At 31.3% G+C, this 19,712-nt stretch carries 20 protein-coding genes; 19 read left to right on the forward strand and 1 reads right to left on the reverse strand.

What is annotated here, in order from left to right:
* Positions 1-19: 19 nt before the first annotated feature.
* A complete protein-coding gene (locus tag CAMP5121_RS06205) occupies positions 20-1,111 on the reverse strand; it encodes a CinA family protein (RefSeq protein WP_337215100.1) in 1,092 nt (363 codons plus the stop codon).
* A 100-nt stretch (positions 1,112-1,211) separates the two neighbouring features.
* Between CAMP5121_RS06205 and ileS the strand changes: the two genes are divergently transcribed.
* The 19 genes from ileS (at position 1,212) to CAMP5121_RS06300 (ending at position 19,711) form a co-directional block, all read left to right on the forward strand.
* Positions 1,212-3,977 carry an isoleucine--tRNA ligase gene (gene ileS, locus CAMP5121_RS06210; RefSeq protein WP_337215101.1) on the forward strand — a complete coding sequence of 922 codons (2,766 nt, stop codon included), beginning with the start codon at positions 1,212-1,214 and terminating at the stop codon, positions 3,975-3,977.
* A 99-nt stretch (positions 3,978-4,076) separates the two neighbouring features.
* Complete coding sequence (gatA, locus tag CAMP5121_RS06215) at positions 4,077-5,441, forward strand: Asp-tRNA(Asn)/Glu-tRNA(Gln) amidotransferase subunit GatA (RefSeq protein ID WP_337215102.1); 1,365 nt, start codon at positions 4,077-4,079, stop codon at positions 5,439-5,441.
* A gap of 10 nt (positions 5,442-5,451) precedes the next feature.
* Entirely contained in the window at positions 5,452-6,903 is a 1,452-nt protein-coding gene (gene guaB, locus CAMP5121_RS06220) for an IMP dehydrogenase (protein WP_337215103.1), read from the forward strand.
* The gene (gene xseB / locus CAMP5121_RS06225) at positions 6,903-7,076 is read left to right on the forward strand and encodes an exodeoxyribonuclease VII small subunit (protein ID WP_039628709.1); all 174 of its coding nucleotides are present in this window, start codon (positions 6,903-6,905) and stop codon (positions 7,074-7,076) included. The genes guaB and xseB overlap by 1 nt, the downstream gene beginning before the upstream one ends.
* Entirely contained in the window at positions 7,069-7,857 is a 789-nt protein-coding gene (locus CAMP5121_RS06230; protein WP_337215104.1) for a carbon-nitrogen hydrolase family protein, read from the forward strand. The genes xseB and CAMP5121_RS06230 overlap by 8 nt, the downstream gene beginning before the upstream one ends.
* Before the next feature lie 35 nt (positions 7,858-7,892).
* Positions 7,893-8,144, forward strand: coding sequence for a hypothetical protein (locus tag CAMP5121_RS06235; RefSeq protein ID WP_337215105.1), 252 nt, complete (start codon positions 7,893-7,895; stop codon positions 8,142-8,144).
* Between the two features lie 197 nt (positions 8,145-8,341).
* Positions 8,342-9,184 (forward strand): sulfatase-like hydrolase/transferase, encoded by an 843-nt coding sequence (locus CAMP5121_RS06240; RefSeq protein WP_337215106.1) that lies wholly within the window; start codon positions 8,342-8,344, stop codon positions 9,182-9,184.
* A 35-nt stretch (positions 9,185-9,219) separates the two neighbouring features.
* Positions 9,220-9,864 (forward strand): hypothetical protein, encoded by a 645-nt coding sequence (locus CAMP5121_RS06245; RefSeq protein WP_337215125.1) that lies wholly within the window; start codon positions 9,220-9,222, stop codon positions 9,862-9,864.
* An 88-nt stretch (positions 9,865-9,952) separates the two neighbouring features.
* Positions 9,953-11,245, forward strand: coding sequence for a UDP-N-acetylmuramate--L-alanine ligase (murC, locus tag CAMP5121_RS06250; RefSeq protein WP_337215107.1), 1,293 nt, complete (start codon positions 9,953-9,955; stop codon positions 11,243-11,245).
* Positions 11,238-11,585, forward strand: coding sequence for a hypothetical protein (locus CAMP5121_RS06255; protein WP_133319796.1), 348 nt, complete (start codon positions 11,238-11,240; stop codon positions 11,583-11,585). The genes murC and CAMP5121_RS06255 overlap by 8 nt, the downstream gene beginning before the upstream one ends.
* A complete protein-coding gene (locus CAMP5121_RS06260; protein WP_337215108.1) occupies positions 11,585-13,783 on the forward strand; it encodes an endonuclease MutS2 in 2,199 nt (732 codons plus the stop codon). The genes CAMP5121_RS06255 and CAMP5121_RS06260 overlap by 1 nt, the downstream gene beginning before the upstream one ends.
* Before the next feature lie 45 nt (positions 13,784-13,828).
* Positions 13,829-14,527, forward strand: coding sequence for an SIR2 family NAD-dependent protein deacylase (locus CAMP5121_RS06265; RefSeq protein WP_337215109.1), 699 nt, complete (start codon positions 13,829-13,831; stop codon positions 14,525-14,527).
* Entirely contained in the window at positions 14,521-15,114 is a 594-nt protein-coding gene (locus tag CAMP5121_RS06270) for a LysE family translocator (protein WP_263679630.1), read from the forward strand. Before CAMP5121_RS06265 ends, CAMP5121_RS06270 begins: the two co-directional genes overlap by 7 nt.
* A gap of 3 nt (positions 15,115-15,117) precedes the next feature.
* A complete protein-coding gene (gene dapE / locus CAMP5121_RS06275) occupies positions 15,118-16,218 on the forward strand; it encodes a succinyl-diaminopimelate desuccinylase (protein WP_337215110.1) in 1,101 nt (366 codons plus the stop codon).
* A gap of 7 nt (positions 16,219-16,225) precedes the next feature.
* Complete coding sequence (gene thiS, locus CAMP5121_RS06280; protein WP_337215111.1) at positions 16,226-16,417, forward strand: sulfur carrier protein ThiS; 192 nt, start codon at positions 16,226-16,228, stop codon at positions 16,415-16,417.
* Entirely contained in the window at positions 16,414-17,214 is an 801-nt protein-coding gene (gene thiF, locus CAMP5121_RS06285) for a thiamine biosynthesis protein ThiF (protein WP_337215112.1), read from the forward strand. Before thiS ends, thiF begins: the two co-directional genes overlap by 4 nt.
* Positions 17,214-17,972 carry a thiazole synthase gene (locus tag CAMP5121_RS06290; protein ID WP_263703057.1) on the forward strand — a complete coding sequence of 253 codons (759 nt, stop codon included), beginning with the start codon at positions 17,214-17,216 and terminating at the stop codon, positions 17,970-17,972. The genes thiF and CAMP5121_RS06290 overlap by 1 nt, the downstream gene beginning before the upstream one ends.
* Position 17,973: 1 nt before the next feature.
* The gene (gene thiH / locus CAMP5121_RS06295) at positions 17,974-19,107 is read left to right on the forward strand and encodes a 2-iminoacetate synthase ThiH (RefSeq protein ID WP_337215113.1); all 1,134 of its coding nucleotides are present in this window, start codon (positions 17,974-17,976) and stop codon (positions 19,105-19,107) included.
* Positions 19,097-19,711 (forward strand): thiamine phosphate synthase, encoded by a 615-nt coding sequence (locus tag CAMP5121_RS06300; RefSeq protein WP_337215114.1) that lies wholly within the window; start codon positions 19,097-19,099, stop codon positions 19,709-19,711. Before thiH ends, CAMP5121_RS06300 begins: the two co-directional genes overlap by 11 nt.
* Position 19,712: the final 1 nt, after the last annotated feature.

Raw genomic sequence — 19,712 nt, forward strand, 5'->3', positions numbered from 1 at the left:
AACTACACCACTTTTATAATTAAACCCCAAAGAAAATTTCAGGTTTTAATCTAAGCATTAAACAATATGCAGCCAAACTAGCTTGTTCTCTTGTGTAGTTTCTATTGCCTTGTATGTGAATGCATTCTTGTAAAAAGGTTCCATCTTTATACATAGCTCCTATGTAGATGGTACCTGCTTTGGTGTTTTTATCATTTTCTTCTCCAGCCACTCCACTAAGTGCTAAAGCAAAATCACAATTTGTAGTTTTAAAAATCCCTTTTAGCATAAAATAAATACAACGATCAGAGTATTCTCCAACACTTTCTAAGGTATCATTACTTACCCCAAGCCAAGAATTTTTCAAACGATTAGAATAAGTGATCAAAGAACCCTCAAATACACTAGAAATTCCTGAATTTTCAGCAAACTTTGAAGCACAAAGTCCAGCCGTGCAACTTTCCGCAAAGGAAATTTTTAAGTTTTTTTCCAAAAGTTTTTTAGCTATAAATTTAATAGGATCATTTCCTAAAAATACTTTGCCTGTAAAAAGTTTAAAAACTCCTTTTAAAAAGCCTTCTAGTTTTCCATACTGACTAGCACTTGCTCTAATGCAAATGAGATTATCTAACAATGCACTTGAGCTAGTTTGAATTTCAAAAGAAGTAGTAAGTGTACTAAGTAAGATATTTGCACTCGTTTCATCTATATCTAAAAGACAAAAATACGCATAGTCAAGCTCAGGATTTTGTAAAATTAAAGGCAATTTTTGCTCTATATTTATGTTTAATAAATTAATATGACATTGCTCAAAAGAACTTAAAAAGGAATTTTTTTCACGTAAAGCTTTTGAGGGTACTAAAGTATCATTTTCTAAGATTAAAACATCACCATTTAAGGTTGCTATGATTTTAGCTATGGTTGCATAGTATTCGCTAATGCTAAAAATGGTTATATAGTTATATTCTTTAGAAAGTTTTTCAAGTAAAAAAGGAAGCTCTTTGTCAGGTTTGTTTATAAATTTTAGTTCATGAAGTTCTAAAAATTGTTTTTTGTATTCTTCTTGTATATAATGCATATAATTTTCATTGATAATAATTTCACTACCTATAATGATGATAAGATGTTTCATGATTTTCCTTTTTTTCTTGCGATTATAACAAAAAAATAAGTGCAAATTAAAAGTATTTTAAGTAGAATTTACTATTTTTAAATTTTTCAAGGTGGATTATATGGATTATAAAGATACGCTATTGCTTCCAAATACGACTTTTGCAATGCGTGCAAATTTAGCAGAGCTTGAGCCTAAGCGTTTTAGCAAGTGGTTTGAAAACAATTATGCTTATGAGAAAATGAAACAAAAAAGACAAGGAGTAAGTGAGAATTTTACTCTACATGATGGCCCTCCTTATGCAAATGGACATTTGCATATTGGCCATGCTTTAAATAAAATTTTAAAAGATATCATCATCAAAATGCATTATTTTCAAGGTAAAAAAGTGCGTTTTACTCCGGGTTGGGATTGTCATGGTTTGCCGATAGAACAGCAAGTTGAAGTTAAACTTAAAGATAAAAAGCAAAGTTTAAGTAAAAAAGAAATTCGTGAGTTTTGTAGAGAGCATGCGAGAGAATTTGTAAATATCCAAAGAGATGAATTTAAGTCTTTGGGTGTGATTGCTGATTGGGATGAGCCATACTTGACTATGAAAAATGCTTTTGAAGCAGATATTTACAAAGCTTTATGTAAAATCGCTAAAAAAGGACTTTTGTTAGAAAGAAGCAAGCCTGTTTTTTGGAGCTGGGCTGCTAAGAGTGCGCTAGCAGAAGCTGAAGTAGAGTATGAAGATAAAGAAGATTATTCTATTTTTGTAGCATTTGAGCTTGATAAGACTTCTCTTGAAAAGCTAGGTGTAAAAAAAGCAAAAGCAGTCATTTGGACTACCACGCCTTGGACTTTACCGGCAAATCAAGCTATATCTTTAAATCCAAATGAAAAATATGTTATCACTGAAGAAGGTTATATTTTTGCTAAAGCCTTGCTTGAAAATATGATCAATAAAAACTTCACTCAAGGAAAAATTCAAAAAGAACTTTTTGGTGTTGAATTTGAAAATTTAAGTGCTATTAATCCACTCAATCAAAGAAAATCCACTCTTATTTTAGGCGATCATGTTTTAATGGAAGGCGGGACAGGGCTTGTGCATACTGCGCCAGGACATGGTGAGGATGATTATTATGTGTGCTTAAAATATGGCATTGAAGTGATTATGCCAGTAGATGATGGTGGGTGTTATGATGAAACGCTAAGAGCTAAAGGACTTTTACCAGAACATTTGCTAAATGAATTTATAGGACTTCATATTTTTAAAGCAAATGAGCGTATTTTAGAACTACTTGGCGAAGCTTTGCTTGAAAGTTCTAAATTTACACACTCTTATCCATTTTGTTGGAGAACACATAAACCAGTTATTTATAGAGCTACAAAACAATGGTTTATTTTAATGGATGAGAAAAAATTAGATGGAAAATCTTTAAGAGAGCTAGCACTAGAGCAATTAAATAATGTGAAATTTTACCCAGAAAGTGGAGTAAAAAGACTTAGCTCTATGATAGAAAATCGTCCTGATTGGTGTATATCAAGACAAAGAGATTGGGGTGTGCCTATCGCATTTTTTAGAGATAAAAGCACCAAAGAAGTGATTTTTGATGATGATGTTTTAGATCATTTGGTGGGAATTTTTGAAGCAAATGGAGCTGATGCGTGGTGGGATTTAGAAATAAAAGATTTATTACCACCAAATAGCAAATATGATCCAAGTAATTTAGAAAAAGTTTATGATATTTTAGATGTTTGGTTTGATAGTGGTAGTACTTGGGAAGCAGTGTTAAACTCGGCTAGATACGACGCAGGAGAATATCAAGCTTCAATGTATCTTGAAGGAAGCGATCAGCACCGTGGATGGTTTCAAAGTTCACTTTTAATTTCCACTGCGATTAATCACAAAACCCCATATAAAAACATACTTACTCATGGCTTTACTGTAGATGAGAAAGGTCAAAAAATGAGTAAATCAAAAGGCAACGTGGTTTTACCTCAAAATGTAGCTAAAAATTATGGGGTAGAAATTTTAAGACTTTGGATAATGCTTAGTGATTATTCAACAGACTTAAAAATTTCAGACAATATCTTAAAACAAGTAAGCGAGCAATATAGAAAGATAAGAAATACTATAAGATTTTTACTTGCAAATACTAATGATATGGAATTTTTAGAAACAAAAAATTTCACACTTTTAGATAAGTGGATTTTAATGCGTGCAAAAGTTGCTTTTGAAGCATGTGAAGCTGCTTTTGAAAAATATGAATTTGCAAAAGGCTTTAGTGTGCTTTTAAATTTCTTAAGTGCGGATTTAAGTGGAATTTATTTAGATGTGTGCAAAGATAGATTATATTGTAATGCAAAAGATGACACAAAGAGAGTAGGTGCGCAAAGTGCTATGGTGCTAATAGCTAGAAAACTTTTTGCACTTTTGGCTCCAAGTCTTACTTATACTATAGATGAAGCATTAGAGCATGCAAATGTAGCTATTAAAGAAAATGCTAAAGATGTATTTGATTTGGTGTTAAAAAATGGCTTTGATTATGAGTATAAAATTGAAGATGATTTATTTATAAAATCAAGAGAAAAATTCTTTGAGCTTGTTGATGTATTAAAAAAAGATAAAATCATCAAATCAACTTTAGAACTAAGCTTGCAAACAAGCGCAAATGAGCTTTTGAGTGAAGATATTGAAGAAGTAGCTGATTGGTTTATGGTAAGCTTGGTAGAAAGCTTAGATGAAAAAGAAGCTTTGAGCGAGTTTAAAATAGATGATCATAGTTTTAAAATCGTGCGTTCTTCATTACACAAGTGTCCAAGATGTTGGAAGTTTTTAGCAAAAGAAGAAGAATGCTTATGTCCAAGATGTAATAGCGTGGAAAAAGCAAAAAATGTTTGAGCAAGCTTTACCTTTTAGCGTGGTAGTGATTACTTTATTGAGCTTTTTATTTATCACGCTTTTTTTGTTTTATTTGGTTAAAAAATTTAAGGATAAATAATGATAACTTTAAAAGAAGCTTTGAAATTTTCAAATGAAGAATTAGAAAATCTAAAAAAAGAATTAAACGAAAAAGCACGCCAGCAAAAGCATTTGGGTGCTTATATAGAGCAGTTTTTAAATAAAGACTTAAGCACTTCAGGTGCTGGTGTGCCAGTAGCTATAAAAGATAATATTAGTGTAAAAGATTGGGAGTTAACTTGTAGTTCTAAAATTTTACAAGGCTATGTGGCTCCTTATGATGCGAGTGCTATTGTGAATTTACGTAAAAATAATTTTGCTCCATTTGGAAGATGCAATATGGATGAGTTTGCTATGGGAAGTACGAGTGCGACTTCTTTTTATGGTAAGACTTTAAACCCACTTGATAATGCTAAAGTCCCAGGTGGAAGTAGTGGAGGGAGTGCTGCTGCAGTTGCTTCAGGGATAGCTTTGGCAAGTTTGGGCTCAGATACGGGTGGTTCGGTAAGACAGCCTGCTGCATTTTGTGGTTGTGTTGGGTTTAAGCCAAGTTATGGAAGAGTTAGTAGGTATGGTTTAGCAGCGTATTCTTCAAGTCTTGATCAAATCGGAGTTTTAACGCAAAATGTTGAAGATGCTGCGATTTTGTATGATGCTATTGCAGGTTATGATGAAAAAGATAGTACAAGTGCAAACATAGCTTTTGAACCAACTGCGCTAAAACTAAATGCAAATAAAAAGCTAAAAATAGCTGTGATTAAAAACTATGTAGAACAAACCAATGATGATGTAAAACAAGCCTTATTAAAAACCATAGATATGTTAAAAGCAAATGGACATGAGATTGTTTATAAAGACTTAATGGATTCTACATTTGATGTTGCAGCTTATTATATCATAGCAGCAGCTGAAGCAAGTGCAAATTTGAGTCGTTATGATGGTGTAAGATATGGTAGAAGAAGCGAAAAATGTGATAATCTTAGCCAAATGTATGTAAATAGCAGAAGTGAAGGCTTTGGCGAGGAAGTAAAAAGAAGAATTTTACTAGGAACCTTTGTTTTAAGTAGTGGGTATTATGATGCATACTATATCAAAGCACAAAAAGCTAGAAGATTTATCAAGCAAAAATATGAAGAAATTTTAAACGATTGTGATTTGATTTTTATGCCAGTTGCTCCAAGCGTTGCTTTTGGCTTTAATGATGTTAAAACCCCTATTCAAATGTATTTAGAAGATGTATTTACTATTTCAGTGAATTTAGCAGGACTTGGTGGCATTAGCGTGCCAGTAGGAAAAAATGAAAATGGACTTAATATCTCTGCGCAGCTTATTTGTAAAGCTTACGATGAACAAACCTTGCTAGATGGTGCTTTAAGCTTAGAAGAAATTATTAAAAATAAATAAAGGAAAAATTATGAAAATCATCAAACGCGCTTTGACTTTTGAAGATGTTTTACTAGTTCCTCAATATTCTGAGGTTTTACCTAAAGAAGTAGATATCAAAACAAAACTTACAAAAAATATCACCTTAAATATGCCTTTAATTTCAGCTGCTATGGATACGGTTACTGAGCATAGAGCAGCTATTATGATGGCAAGACTTGGTGGTATAGGGGTGATCCATAAAAATATGGATATAGCTTCACAAGTTAGAGAGATAAAAAGAGTTAAAAAAAGCGAAAGTGGCGTGATTATGGATCCTATTTATATAGGGCCTAAAGCAAGTGTTAAAGAAGCACTAGAACTCATGGCTGAATATAGAATTTCAGGAGTTCCTGTGGTAGATGAAAATAAAACCCTAATAGGAATTTTAACTAATCGTGATTTGAGATTTGAAACTAATTTTGATAATTTAGTAGAAAATGTAATGACAAAAATGCCTTTAATCACTGCTAAAAAAGGTTCTACTTTAGATGATGCAGAAAGGATTTTTTCCACTAATAAGGTAGAAAAACTTCCGATCGTAGATGAAAATAATCGTTTAGAAGGTTTGATTACTATAAAAGATTTAAAAAAACGTAAAGAATATCCAAATTCAAATAAAGATGCCTATGGAAGATTAAGAGTAGCTGCAGCCGTGGGTGTAGGTCAGCTTGATCGCGTAAAGGCTTTAGTGGAAGCTGAAGTTGATGTTATAGTAATGGATAGTGCGCATGGACATTCTAAAGGTATTATTGATACATTAAAAGCAATTAAGGCTGAGTTTAATGTAGATGTGATAGTAGGAAATGTTGCAAGTGCTAAAGCGGTTAAAGATTTATGTGAAGCAGGCGCGGACGCTGTTAAGATAGGTATAGGGCCTGGAAGTATTTGTACTACACGCATTATTTCGGGTGTGGGTGTGCCTCAAATTTCAGCTATAGATGAATGTGCGATAGAAGCAAGTAAATATGGCGTGCCAGTAATCGCTGATGGGGGTATAAAATACTCAGGTGATATTGCAAAAGCTATTGCAGCAGGAGCAAGTAGTGTGATGATAGGTTCACTTTTAGCAGGAACTGATGAGAGTCCAGGTGAGTTATTTACTTACCAAGGAAGACAATATAAGAGCTATCGTGGTATGGGAAGCTTAGGTGCTATGCAAAAAGGAAGTTCAGATAGATATTTCCAAGAAGGTACGGCTCAAGATAAACTTGTGCCTGAAGGAATTGAAGGTAGGGTGCCTTATGTAGGAAGTATAAAAAGTGTAGTGCATCAACTTTTAGGTGGGCTTAGATCTTCTATGGGTTATGTGGGTGCAGTAGATATCAAAGCTTTCCAAGAAAGAGCTGAATTTGTAGAAATCACCGCAGCAGGATTAAAAGAAAGCCATGTGCATGATGTAACTATCACAGCTGAAGCACCAAATTACAAGGTAAGTAATTAATGGAATTTGAAGATCATATCAAACAAGCTGAACTTTCTTTGGAAAAACTTAACGATAAAGATTTAGACCTTAAAACTTGTGTGGAAATTTATAAAGAAGGTCTAAAAAGTATCAAGCAAGCAAGAACTATGCTTGAAAATGCCAAATTAGAAATCGAGCAAGTAGATGAGTAGCGTTGTAGCTTTACAATTTCCGACTTTAGCTTTGAGTGAGTCAAGGCTTGATTATTATCTAAAAGCTGCTAAGGAAAGTGGTGCAAATTTGGTGGTTTTAGGTGAGTATGTTTTAAATAGTTTTTTTAGTGAGCTTAAGAGCATGCCAAAAAGTATGATTAAAGAGCAAAGCCAAAGTAAAAAGGCAAGCTTGATAAAACTTGCTAAAAAATATGATTTAAACATTATTGCACCATTTATCAGTGTAGAAAATGATAGTTTAAAAAAACTATGCTTAAAGGTAGGCCCGCAAAATGTAAAAATGTATGAGCAACAAATTTTAATGCCTTATGCACACTGGAATGAAGAAAAATTTTTTAACAATAAAAAAACTGATAAACTTAAACTTTTTACTTTCACGCATGAGGGTTTAAAATGCGCTTTGCTTTTTGGCTTTGAGGCACATTTTGATATCTTTTGGCAAATGATTATGAAAAAAAAGATAGACTTAGTCATCATTCCTACAGCTAGTACTTTTGAAAGCAATCAAAGATGGCTAGAGCTTTTAAAAACAAGAGCCTTTTTAAACTCAACAAGCATTTTAAGGGTTAATCGCATAGGTAGCCCAAAGCAAGAAAATGATTGGAAATTCTATGGAGATAGCTTTTTTATCAATGCTTTTGGGGAAGTGCAAGAACAACTTGGTGATCAAGAAGAAATGCTTGTGATAGAAGTTAGCAAAGCAAATGAGGCTAGAAATTTATGGGGCTTTGATAAGCTTGTGAAAAATTATGAAGAGTAATCTTTTTAACAAGAAAATATTATTAAAGGTGTATAATGAGAAAAATTTTATTGCAAATTCTTTCTTTTAGTTTTATTTTTATGGGAATTTTTGCTTTAGTTAGGTTTTTGATGATAAAAAATTTAACCAATGAAAGTGAAAATACCTTAATGGTATATGTATATGGACTAGGTCATGATATGAGAACCTTTAGTGCTATTTTTTTACCTCTATTTTTGTGTGGTTTATTTTCTTATATAAGTTTGGTTTTTAAGGATAGAAAATACCACTCTACGGGGGGGGGGTAATCGCTAAATTTTATATTTATCTTTCTAGTTTTTATGTAGCTTTTATAGCTTTTGTTGTTTTAATTTCTGCGTTTATACATTATTATTACTTTCAGCTTTATGCAAGCAAAATTGATATTTTTATTTTTGGTTTAAAAGATGATAATACTAAGGCGATATTATCTATAGTCTTTTCTGATTATCCCATTATAAAAGCATTGTTATTAGCTGTAATTTTTAGCGTATTTTGTTTTTATCTTAATATTAAAATTCTTAGCTTAAAACTAGAGACTATTAAAGTAAAACTAGTATTTTTTGTTTTATTAAACATTTTGCTAATTTATGCTTATGTTATAGCGCTAAGAGGACATTTTACTTATAATGCATTGAGAGCTTCAAATTATGAATTTAGCACCATAAAAGCTTTTAATGAAATTTCTACAAATCCTTTGATGGCTTTTTCATGGGCATATAAAGAGTATAAAAATCAACAAGAATTTAAAAGCGTGGATATAAAACAGCTTAATCAACTAGAAGAAAAGCTTTTTCCTATGTTTGATACTACTTTGATACACCAAAATCATGCTAAAAATCATATTTATATTAATATTATGGAAAGCTTTGGCTTAAATTTAGCTGAGTTTAGTACTGAAAATACTAATCTTTTGGGAAATTTAGAAAAACATTTTGAGCAAGATATTATTTTTACTAGATTTTTATCCAGTGCAAACAATACCATAGAAAGTTTTAATCGTTTAGTTTTTTTAAGTCCAAATATTATTTCAAATGGATTGTATCAAAAAGAAAAATTAGTCTTTACACCTTTGCAAATTTATAAAAATGCAGGATATAAAATAGTTTTTGTTTATAGTGGTAATGCTTCTTGGTATAATCTTGGCAATTATTTTAAAAATCAAGGTGTAGATGAAGTTATAGATGAAAATACGCTTATGCAAGATTTTCCACAAGCTAAAAAAACAAAACATAAATACGGTATAGCTGATGAGTTTATGTATAAAAAATATATTCTATATTTGAAAATGCTAAAAATCCTACGCTAGTTATTTCTCTTAGTATTTCCACTCATAGACCTTATATACACAAAAGCAAAACGCAACTTATCGATGAGAATGCTTTAGATGAAAAAATATTAAGTCAATTTATTATTAGTGATTCTATAGGCGCTTTAAATGCTTATGCGTATGCAAATGATGAATTTGGAAAATTTTTAGATCGCATAAAAGAAAGTAGTTTGAGAGAAAATATTATTATTGCTGCTACAGGTGATCATAGATTTAGAGATATTAAAATGGATATAAAATCCCAAAAAGCTTTTGCTTATAGTGTACCTTTTTATTTATATCTTCCAAAGTATTTAAAAAATGATATTTATTATGATAAAAATCGTGTGGGTTCGCATAAGGATATTTTTCCAACGCTTTATAATCTTACTCTTAGTGATACAAAATATTTAAGTTTAGGAGGAAGAGATATATTAGCACCTATAAAAAACGAAAAGCTAGAATTTGGTTTTAATGAGCTTGTTTGGATTGATCAAAATGGAGTGTATGATGGAAATAATGGTTATTATTTTGAAAATAATACTAGTATAAAAGATACAAATAAGGCTTTTGAGTTAGATTTATATCATAAAAATTTTTCAAAAAATTATAAAGACTTGTTTCAAAAGCAATTAAATTATAGACTAATTAATCTTAAAATATCAAACAATGGTGATTAGATTTTATTTATAAAGATTTTTTATATTTTATTTTTAGTAAATAAATGATAAAATTTTGCCTTAAATTTTCAAAAAATTTGAGGCAAGAATGCAAAAAATTCATTTTATAGGTATAGGTGGTATTGGAATTTCAGCTTTGGCGAGATTTTTAAAAGAGCAAGGCTTTAAGATTAGTGGTTCTGATATCAAAGAAAGTAAAATCACAAAAGAATTAGAAAAAGAAGGTATAGATATAAAAATTCCTCATCATAAAGACAATGTCAAAGATGTGGATTTGGTGGTGTATTCAGCTGCTATTAAAGAAGACAATGAAGAATTAATCAGCGCAAAAAAACAAAACATCAAAACGCTTTCAAGAAAAGAAGCCTTACCTATGATTTTAAAAGACAAAAGAGTTTTTGCGGTTGCGGGAGCTCATGGCAAAAGTACAACTTCAAGTATTTTAGCAAGCTTGATAGAAGCTTCTGTGATTATTGGTGCAGTGCTAAAAGAAAGTGGCACTAATATGCTTTATAAAGAAAGTGAAAATCTCATTTTTGAAGCTGATGAGAGCGATAGTTCTTTTTTAAACTCAAATCCTTATTTGGCTATAGTGACTAATGTTGAAGCAGAACATTTAGATCATTATGGAAACGATCTTGAAAAATTACACAAAGCTTATGAGGACTTTTTGCATTTGTCTAAAATTCAAGTGATTAATGCTGAAGATGAGTTTTTATCAAGTTTAAATTTAAATAACGCTAAAAAACTTTACCCAAGTAAAGATATCACAAATATTTATATGAAAGTAGAAAATTTTAAGCCAAAAACCTATTTTACGCTTAAAGATTTAGGCGAATTTAGCGTTTTTGGTATGGGTGAGCATGTAGCGATGGACGCTGCTTTGGCTATTTTGGCTGCGAGTGAATTTATAAATATAGAAGAGCTAAAAACTAAGCTTTTAAAATATCAAGGCATTAAAAAAAGATTTGATATTTTATTTGCAAATGAAAATATGGCTTTGATTGATGATTATGGACATCATCCAACAGAAATCAAAACCACACTTAAAGCAGCAAGTGAGTATGCAAGGCTAGCTGGATATGAAAAAATTATAGCTATTTTTGAGCCTCACCGTTATACGCGTTTAAGTGCAAATATAGAGTATTTTAGTGAAGTTTTAGTAAATGTTGATGAACTTTATATTTTACCTGTGTATGCAGCAGGAGAAGCTAAAATAGAGATTAGTATGCAAAAATACTTTCCAAAGGCTAAATTTATAAAAGAAATCAAAAGAGAAGAAAATGCTATTTATCTTGATGATGAGTTGATTGAAAATGGTTTGGTAATAGGCTTTGGTGCGGGAGATATCAGTACAAAGCTCAGGGGAAAGTATGTTTAAGATTTTTTTATATATCTTAGCTTTTTTTGCGATTTTACTTTTTTTTGTTTTTTTACGTAAAAAAATAGGCAAGATTAGTAATTATCTTTTGATTTTAGTATTGATTTTAATGATTGCTTTTGCGATTAAATTTGAGTTAAGTGCTACAAGAAGTGGTGTTTTAAAAAAAGAAACACTCAATGCGTTTTTACAAGGACAAAGTCTAATTTGTAAAGATATTAATGTCACCAAAGAGTATTTTAACTTCGAGCATGGAACACAAAGTTTTATTTCAAATGGCAAAAATAAACAATTTAAAGCCTATGTTTTTGATATAAAAGATTGCAAGGTAGATAAATAATGCAAGAGCAATTTTTTAAAAAGCTAGATTTAGATGGCTATATAGAAGACTTTAGAGGACTTTTTGCAAGAGATAAAGAAATTTTTTTACAAGGTGATAGCAAGCTTCATTATAAAAGGATTAATGAGCTTTCGCTGATTGATTTTAATCCCCCGCCTATGATAGATGAGCTAAATAGTGCTTTAACTCATCTTAGCAAACAAGGAATTTTGCATTTAAGTCAAAGCTTTGAATTTATTAAAATCTGTATGTATTTTAGATACTTAAAGGGCTTAAAATTTGAAGAAAGTTTGAGAGAATGGCTTTTAAAAATAGAAATTCCACAGGCTATTTTAGAGCTTTTTGAGTATTTTGATGAAAAGGGTGAGATTAAAGAAAGTGTTGATGAAAGACTTGTTAATTTAAATTTAGCTCTAAAAATGAAAAAAGAAAGCTTGGTGGCTGAGTTTAAAAAGCTCACCTATACTAAAAATCTTAGTGCTTATTTAATTGATACGCAAATTCATCTTATCAATGGTATGGAAGCCTTGCTTTTACGCGGTGGGTTTAATCATGTCTTAAAAGCAAAAATCATAGGTAGAAGTAGTGGTGGCGGATTTTATGTGGTGCCTTTAAGCGTAGAAAAAATTCAAAGCCAAATTGATGAAATCAAAGATGCTAAAGAAGAAATTTTTTATGAGTATGCTAAAAAAATTAGCTTGACTTTTTATAAAAATTTGATGTTTTTGAAATTTATCAATAATGCTTTTGATTTATTTGATCATTATAGCGCTAGAGTTTTGATGGCTAAAAAACATGATTATGAGTTTATTTTAGCTGATAGTTCTAATAATTTAAGTTTATATAACTTCGCACATCCTGCTTTAAAGAATGCAAAAAGCGTTAATATAGAGTTTAATAAAAAAGTTTTAATCATCACAGGTGTAAATGCAGGTGGTAAGTCTATGCTTTTAAAAGGAATTTTAAGTGCAGCTTTACTTGCAAAGCATTTACTTCCTATGAGAATTAATGCACAAAAAAGCCAAATAGGCAATTTCAAAGAATTTGATGTGATTTTAGAAGATCCGCAAAATGTCAAAAATGATATTTCTACTTTTGCAGGAAGAATGTTGCATTTTTCTAAGCTTTTAGGTAAGAAAAATGCTTTATTAGGGGTTGATGAGATAGAGCTTGGGACAGATTTTGAAGAAGCTGCGTGTTTATATACTGAGCTTATTTCTAAGCTTTTAGAACAAGATAATAAAATCATCATTACAACCCACCACAAACGCCTTGCTATGCTTTTAGCTAAAAATTCACAAGTAGAACTTATCGCTGCTTTGTATGATGAGGAATTATCACGCCCAAAATATGAGTTTTTAAAAGGTACCATAGGCAAATCTTATGCATTTGAAACGGCTTTAAGATATGGCATAAGTGCAAATTTAGTGCAAAATGCTAAAAAGCTTTATGGAGAAGATAAAGAAAATTTAGAAGAAATGGTAAGTAAAAATATCAATCTTGAACTTTCTTTACGCAAGAAAAATGAAGAACTTGAGAAAAAAGAAGCCAAAGTAGATGAAATTTTACTTTCACTAAAAGATCAAAAAGAAAAAAATGAGCAAGAATTTAAAAATCTTGTTTCTAATTTAGAGTTGAAATATCACAAAGCCATAGAAGAAGCTAAAAAAACGATAAATCTAAAAGATATCAAAGAAAAACAAAGAAGTCTAAACAAAGCCAATGAGCTTAAAAAAAGCATTGTTTTACCAAGTATGGAACAAAATGAAGAGCTTAGAGTAGGGGATTTTGTTAAATATGAAAAAATCAAAGGCAAAATCACAGCTATTTCAAAAAATGATGCGATGATTCAAAGCGATGGCTTGAGTTTGCGTGTGCCATTAAAGCTTCTTAAAAAAAGCAATCAAACCCCTACACAAAAGGTAAAATCAAGTGTTAATATAACCCGTCCAAGTGCTTTAAATATGACTTTAGATTTACACGGCTTAAGAAGTGATGAGGCGCTTGAGAGATTAGATAAATTTATCTCTGATGCTTTGATAGTAGGTTTTGATGAGGTGATAGTTTATCATGGTATAGGCACAGGAAAATTAGCTTTTGCGGTAAAAGAGTTTTTAAAAGCTCACAAAAGTGTAAAAAGCTTTAATGATGCTCCGATTAATCAAGGTGGTTTTGGTGCTAAGGTGGTTAAGCTTTAAGTAAAATTATAGTAAAACCTTTAAAACAATAATGAGGTTTATTAAATGAAACAAGTAATGATTTTAAGTGGAGCAGGTTTATCCGCTCCAAGTGGCATAAAAACTTTTAGAGCTAATGGTGGGCTTTGGGAAGAGCATGATGTAATGGAAGTTTGCTCAGCAACTGGCTTTAGAAAAAATCCTAAAAAAGTTTTGGAATTTTATAATAAAAGAAGAAAAGAACTAGCTAGTGTTAAGCCAAATCACGCACATAAAATCATCGCTTTATTAAAACAAAAATTTCCAAAACAAATTAGTATTTTAACGCAAAATGTAGATGATTTATTAGAGCGAGCAGGTTGTGAGGAAGTGGTGCATTTGCACGGTTTTTTACCTGAACTTAGGTGTTTAGAGTGTGAAAATATTTTTAACATAGGCTATGAAAGTAGTGATGGTAAAATTTGTCCTAAATGTCAAAGCAAAAGTGTAAGGCACAATATCGTGATGTTTGAAGAAATGGCACCAAATTATAAAATTTTATATGAAAAATTACAAAATTGTGATTTATTTGTATGTATAGGCACAAGTGGGCAGGTTTTACCCGTGGGAGAGTATGCAAGAGTATGCAAGCAAAGCATATTAAACAATCTTGATGAGGATAAATATTTAGAAAGTAATTTCACAAAAGTTTATATAGAAGATGTTTGCACGGCTATTGATAAAATCAAAATCGATATAGAAAATTTCTTGGAAGCAAAATGCTAGAAGTAATCTTACAAGGCATAATTTTAGGTATGGGTGTGTCTGTGCCTTTTGGGCCTGTGAATATTTTGATCTTAAATACTGCTTTATCTTCTTTTAAAAATGCTTTTTGTGTTGGGCTTGGCGCTTTAAGTGCTGATATACTTTTTTTGATTTTGATTAATCTTGGGCTTTTAAGCTTTGCAAATAATGAATTTTTTTATAAAATACTAGCTGTTTTTGGCTTTTTCTTTTTGAGTTTTATGGTATTTTTAATGCTAAGAAAAACAAGAAAAGTCGATCTTAACAAGGTAAATAAAACACATCCTTTAAAAGGTTTTAGTAAAGGATTTTTCTTAAATGTTACAAATCCTTATGTTATAGGCTTTTGGGTGAGTGTAGCAGGGCTTAGTATGCAGAGTAAAAACTCTTTTGCTTTGCTTTTTGGTTTGGTGGGTTTTATTGTATTTTGGATTTTTACTCTATCGTTTTTTGTGTCTAAATTTAAAGCCCTTGTAAGAAATAAACATATATTTTATATCAATCTTTTTTCAGCATTTATTTTAGAGTATTTTGCTCTTTCTATGCTGTATAAAGCTTTTATAGGATAAAACATGCAAGTAGTTGAAATTTTTAAAGAATTAAGTAAATTTAAATCCATCACTCCAGATGATGATGGAGCATTAAATTATATCGCAGTGGAGTTAAGTGATTTTGAAGCTTTTTTTATAGAAAAAGAAGGTGTGAAAAATCTTTTGCTGACTAAAAAATTTAGCGATGATGGGGAACATTTGGCTTTTGGTGGGCATGTGGATGTAGTGCCTGCGGGAGAGGGTTGGAGTAGTGATCCTTTTGAGCCTTTAGAAAAAGATGGGTTTATTTATGTAAGAGGCGCGCAAGATATGAAAAGTGGTGTGGCTGCTTTTATGTGTGCGGTTAAGGAAGTGGAAAATTTCAAAGGAAGAATTTCGCTGATTTTAACAAGTGATGAAGAAGGCGAGGCTAAATTTGGCACGCTTGAAGTGCTTAAATTTATGCAAGAAAAAGATATGCTACCTGATTTTGCTGTGGTTGCTGAGCCAACTTGTGATAAAAAATTTGGAGATAGTATTAAAATAGGGCGTCGTGGTTCTATCAATGTAAAATTACTTATCAAAGGCAAGCAAGGTCATGTAGCATACCCGCAAAAATGCATTAATCCTGTGCATAATTTTGCTTTTGCTTTGAAATTTTTAGCAGGTTTTGATCTTGATCCAGGCGATGAGGTATTTGCACCATCTAAAATTGTTATTACTGATATACGCGGTGGTATGGAAGTGTGCAATGTAACTCCAAATGATTTAAAATTGATGTTTAATGTAAGAAATTCTCCACAAACTAGCTTAGAAGATGTAAAAGCTTATGTAGAAAAGACTTGTGAAGGACTTGATTATGAATTAAGCATAAATCAAAGCTCAAAGCCTTTTTTAACACAAAGCGATTCTAAAATCGTACAAAAACTAAATGAGAGCGTACAAAAAATCACTCAAATAGTACCAGAACTTAACACCAAAGGCGGTACAAGCGATGCAAGATATTTTGCTGAGTTTGGCGTGAAGGTAGTAGAATTTGGTGTGTGTAATGATAGAATTCATGCCATTGATGAGAGAGTGAGTATAGAAGAACTTGAAAAATTGTATTTAGTTTTTAAAGATTTATTAGAGAATTTTAACTAGGAAAAACATGATTATCAATGGACAAAAGCTTGAATTAAAAGAGCTTAGATTTATGGATTATGTTAAAGAAAAGCAATTGAAAATAGAATTTATCGCCTTAGAAATAAACGGAGAAATTATCCCAAGGGATAAATTTGAAAATCTAATTTTAAAAGAAAATGATAAAGTAGAGATTGTTACTTTTGTAGGTGGTGGTTGATGAGAATTAAATTTAATGGTAGTATGATAGACACGCATTTTAAAAACACTTTGGAATTTTTTCAAAGTGTGAGTAAAAATGAAAATGATGTATGGATAATCAATGGTTTTGCGACAAAAGAAAGTTTGGAGCTAAAAGAAAATGATGAGCTTTTTTGTATAGAAAAAAATACTTTACCACCATATGAAGCTCTTGATGCTATGATGAGAGCAAGACATACTCCAAAGCTTCATGATAAACTCAAAAAGGCAAGTGTAGCAGTGTGTGGGCTTGGTGGGCTTGGATCGCATATAGCTATAAATTTAGCAAGAAGTGGGGTTGGTAGGCTTCATTTGATTGATTTTGATGTGGTGGAGCCAAGCAATCTTAACCGCCAAGCTTATATGGTGGAAGATTTGGGTAAATTTAAGGCTGAAGCTTTAAAAGATCAAATCGCTAAAATTAATCCTTTTATAGAAGTATTTGCACAAGTTTTAAAAATAGAAAAAGAAAATATAGCCAAACTTTTTACAAATGATGATATAGTTTGTGAAGCCTTTGATAGTGCAAAATATAAAGCGCTTTTAGCGCAAAATTTTCACCAACACTATCCTCAAAAAACATTAATTTGTGCTTCTGGCTTAGCAGGATATGGCGATAGCAACAGTATACAAACAAGAAAAATTGCAAAAAACTTTTATGTTTGTGGTGATTTAAAAAACGAGGCAAAAGTAGGTAATGGACTTATGGCACCGCGTGTAAATATTTGTGCAGGACATCAAGCAAATTTAGTTTTAGAACTTTTAGCGAGCGAGTAATGGAAAAATTAAAAATAGGAAAATATGAGTTTAATTCTAGGTTTATTCTAGGTTCCGGGAAATTTTCTTTTGAGCTTATAAAATCAGCCATTGAAGAAGCAAAAGTTGAGATTATCACCTTAGCTTTGCGTAGGGTAAATGATAAAGGCATAGAAAATATACTTGATTTTATCCCAAAGCACATTAAGCTTTTGCCTAATACTTCAGGTGCAAGAAATGCTAATGAGGCATTGCGTATAGCAAGACTTGCAAGAGAGCTTGGTTGTGGAGATATGATTAAGGTTGAAGTAATTAGCGATAGTAAATATTTATTACCGGATAATTATGAAAGTATAAAAGCAGTAGAACTTTTAGCAAATGAGGGTTTTACACCTTTAGTTTATATGTATCCTGATTTATATGTAGCACGTGCTATGGCTAATGCAGGAGCTGCTGCTATAATGCCTCTTGGAGCTCCTATAGGAAGCAATAAAGGCTTAAAAACTAAAGAATTTATACAAATTTTACTTAATGAAATTAGCTTGCCTATTATAGTAGATGCGGGCATAGGAAATCCCGCACAAGCTTGTGAAGCCATGCAAATGGGAGTAAGTGCAGTGATGGCAAATACTGCCATAGCTCAAGCTAAAGATGTATCAAAAATGGCAAAGGCTTTTGCTTTAGCTATAGAGGCAGGATATAATGCGTATTTAGCAGGCATAGCAAATGAAAGCACGCCAAGTGCAAGCTCGCCTTTGAGTGGTTTTTTAAGAGATTAAAATGCAAAAATATCCTCATATGCAAAGTATTGAAAGTGAAATTTTAACTAAGGTTTTAAAAGAAGTTGAAAATTTTGATGAAAGTAAATTTAGCGCTTTTGATGTAAAACAAGCTTTAGTTAAAGATTATCTTAACTTAGAAGATTTAAAAGCCTTGCTTTCAAGCGCAGCAGAAGATTTTATAGAAGATTTAGCACAAAAATCAAGCAAGATTACTCAAAAATATTTTGGAAATTCCATTTTGCTTTTTACGCCTTTATATCTTTCTAATTTTTGCAATAGCAAATGTACTTATTGTGGATTTCAAAAAGGAAATAATATTAAAAGAGCTAAGTTAAACGAGGCTGAAATTCACAAAGAAATGCAAGAGATTAAAAAAAGTGGCTTGGAAGAAATTTTACTCTTAACAGGTGAGGGCAGGGAATATGCTAGCGTAAAATATCTTGCCAAAGCTTGTGAGATAGCAAAAGAGTATTTTAAAGTCGTTGGGATTGAAGTTTATCCTATGAATGTAGATGAGTATGCACTGCTTCATGAAAAGGGTTGTGAATATGTAAGTGTTTATCAAGAAACTTACAATCAAAAAACTTATTCCAAAATTCATATTGAAGGTGAAAAAAGTGTATTTGAGTATCGTTTTCATGCACAAGAGCGAGCGTTAAAAGCAGGTATGAGAGGGGTTGCTTTTGGAGCTTTACTTGGCGTGGATGATTTTAGAAAAGATGCTTTTGCTACGGCTTTACACGCGTATTTTTTACAGCAAAAATACCCTCATGCTGAAATAGCTTTGTCTATCCCTAGACTAAGACCTATTATCAATAATAAAAAAATTCATCCAAAAGATGTAAGTGAAACAAGACTTTTGCAAGTTTTATGTGCTTATAGATTGTTTTTACCTTTTGCAGGTATTACGATTTCTACGCGTGAAAGAGCAGGATTTAGAGACGGGGTTATTAAACTTGGAGCTACTAAAATGAGTGCAGGTGTGAGCGTGGGAGTAGGTGAGCATCAAGGCGATAAAAAAGGTGATGATCAGTTTCAAATTAGCGATATGCGTGGTGTTGATGAGGTTTTATCTATGTTAAAAAATGCAAATTTGCAAGCTATAATGAGCGATAGTATTTATGTGGGATAAAAAAGTCATTGCTATTAGCGATAGTCAAAATACCCAAGGAGATTTTTTAAATTTTATTGAAAAACTAAGCCAAAGTAGTATTGATGCTTTAGTGCTTAGAGAAAAACATTTAGATGAATTAGAATACGCTAAATTAGCCAAAGAAGTATTAAAAATTTTTAATAAAACTCAAAAGATTTGCTTTTTGCATTACCATTATGAAGTTTGTTTAAAATTAAATCATCAATTTTTTCATGCTCCTTTATTTGTTTTACAAAATTTCCTACAAAGCTATAAAAAATTTGAGCTTTTGGGTACTTCCATCCATTCTAAAGAAGAATTAGATTTAGCTTATAAGCTTAAAGTAAGTCATGCTTTTTTTGGACATGTATTTGAAAGCTCTTGTAAGGCTGATTTAGCTCCAAAAGGTATTAAGAATTTAAAAGATTTGTTAGAAGTTTCAAAAATACCCATTTATGCCATAGGTGGCATAAATACTCAAACTATAAACCACTTAAAAGATTTAAATTTAGCAGGTGTGTGTATAAGAGAAGCTTTGTATAAAAGTGAAAATGTAAAAAAATATATTTTAAGATGTAAAGACCTTTTAGTCCAAAAGGACTAAA

The sequence above is a fragment of the Campylobacter sp. 2352 PW genome, assembly GCF_024723575.1.
Taxonomy (GTDB): domain Bacteria; phylum Campylobacterota; class Campylobacteria; order Campylobacterales; family Campylobacteraceae; genus Campylobacter_D.

Bases quoted from the DNA above. Each gene is read 5' to 3' on its own strand.
- ileS (WP_337215101.1), top strand. From the start codon at position 1,212: ATGGATTATAAAGATACGCTATTGCTTCCAAATACGACTTTTGCAATG.
- CAMP5121_RS06255 (WP_133319796.1), top strand. From the start codon at position 11,238: ATGTTTAAGATTTTTTTATATATCTTAGCTTTTTTTGCGATTTTACTT.
- CAMP5121_RS06270 (WP_263679630.1), top strand. From the start codon at position 14,521: ATGCTAGAAGTAATCTTACAAGGCATAATTTTAGGTATGGGTGTGTCT.
- murC (WP_337215107.1), top strand. From the start codon at position 9,953: ATGCAAAAAATTCATTTTATAGGTATAGGTGGTATTGGAATTTCAGCT.
- CAMP5121_RS06205 (WP_337215100.1), bottom strand. From the start codon at position 1,111: ATGAAACATCTTATCATCATTATAGGTAGTGAAATTATTATCAATGAA.
- CAMP5121_RS06235 (WP_337215105.1), top strand. From the start codon at position 7,893: ATGAGAAAAATTTTATTGCAAATTCTTTCTTTTAGTTTTATTTTTATG.
- gatA (WP_337215102.1), top strand. From the start codon at position 4,077: ATGATAACTTTAAAAGAAGCTTTGAAATTTTCAAATGAAGAATTAGAA.
- guaB (WP_337215103.1), top strand. From the start codon at position 5,452: ATGAAAATCATCAAACGCGCTTTGACTTTTGAAGATGTTTTACTAGTT.
- CAMP5121_RS06265 (WP_337215109.1), top strand. From the start codon at position 13,829: ATGAAACAAGTAATGATTTTAAGTGGAGCAGGTTTATCCGCTCCAAGT.
- dapE (WP_337215110.1), top strand. From the start codon at position 15,118: ATGCAAGTAGTTGAAATTTTTAAAGAATTAAGTAAATTTAAATCCATC.
- xseB (WP_039628709.1), top strand. From the start codon at position 6,903: ATGGAATTTGAAGATCATATCAAACAAGCTGAACTTTCTTTGGAAAAA.
- thiS (WP_337215111.1), top strand. From the start codon at position 16,226: ATGATTATCAATGGACAAAAGCTTGAATTAAAAGAGCTTAGATTTATG.
- CAMP5121_RS06290 (WP_263703057.1), top strand. From the start codon at position 17,214: ATGGAAAAATTAAAAATAGGAAAATATGAGTTTAATTCTAGGTTTATT.
- thiH (WP_337215113.1), top strand. From the start codon at position 17,974: ATGCAAAAATATCCTCATATGCAAAGTATTGAAAGTGAAATTTTAACT.
- CAMP5121_RS06230 (WP_337215104.1), top strand. From the start codon at position 7,069: ATGAGTAGCGTTGTAGCTTTACAATTTCCGACTTTAGCTTTGAGTGAG.
- CAMP5121_RS06260 (WP_337215108.1), top strand. From the start codon at position 11,585: ATGCAAGAGCAATTTTTTAAAAAGCTAGATTTAGATGGCTATATAGAA.
- CAMP5121_RS06300 (WP_337215114.1), top strand. From the start codon at position 19,097: ATGTGGGATAAAAAAGTCATTGCTATTAGCGATAGTCAAAATACCCAA.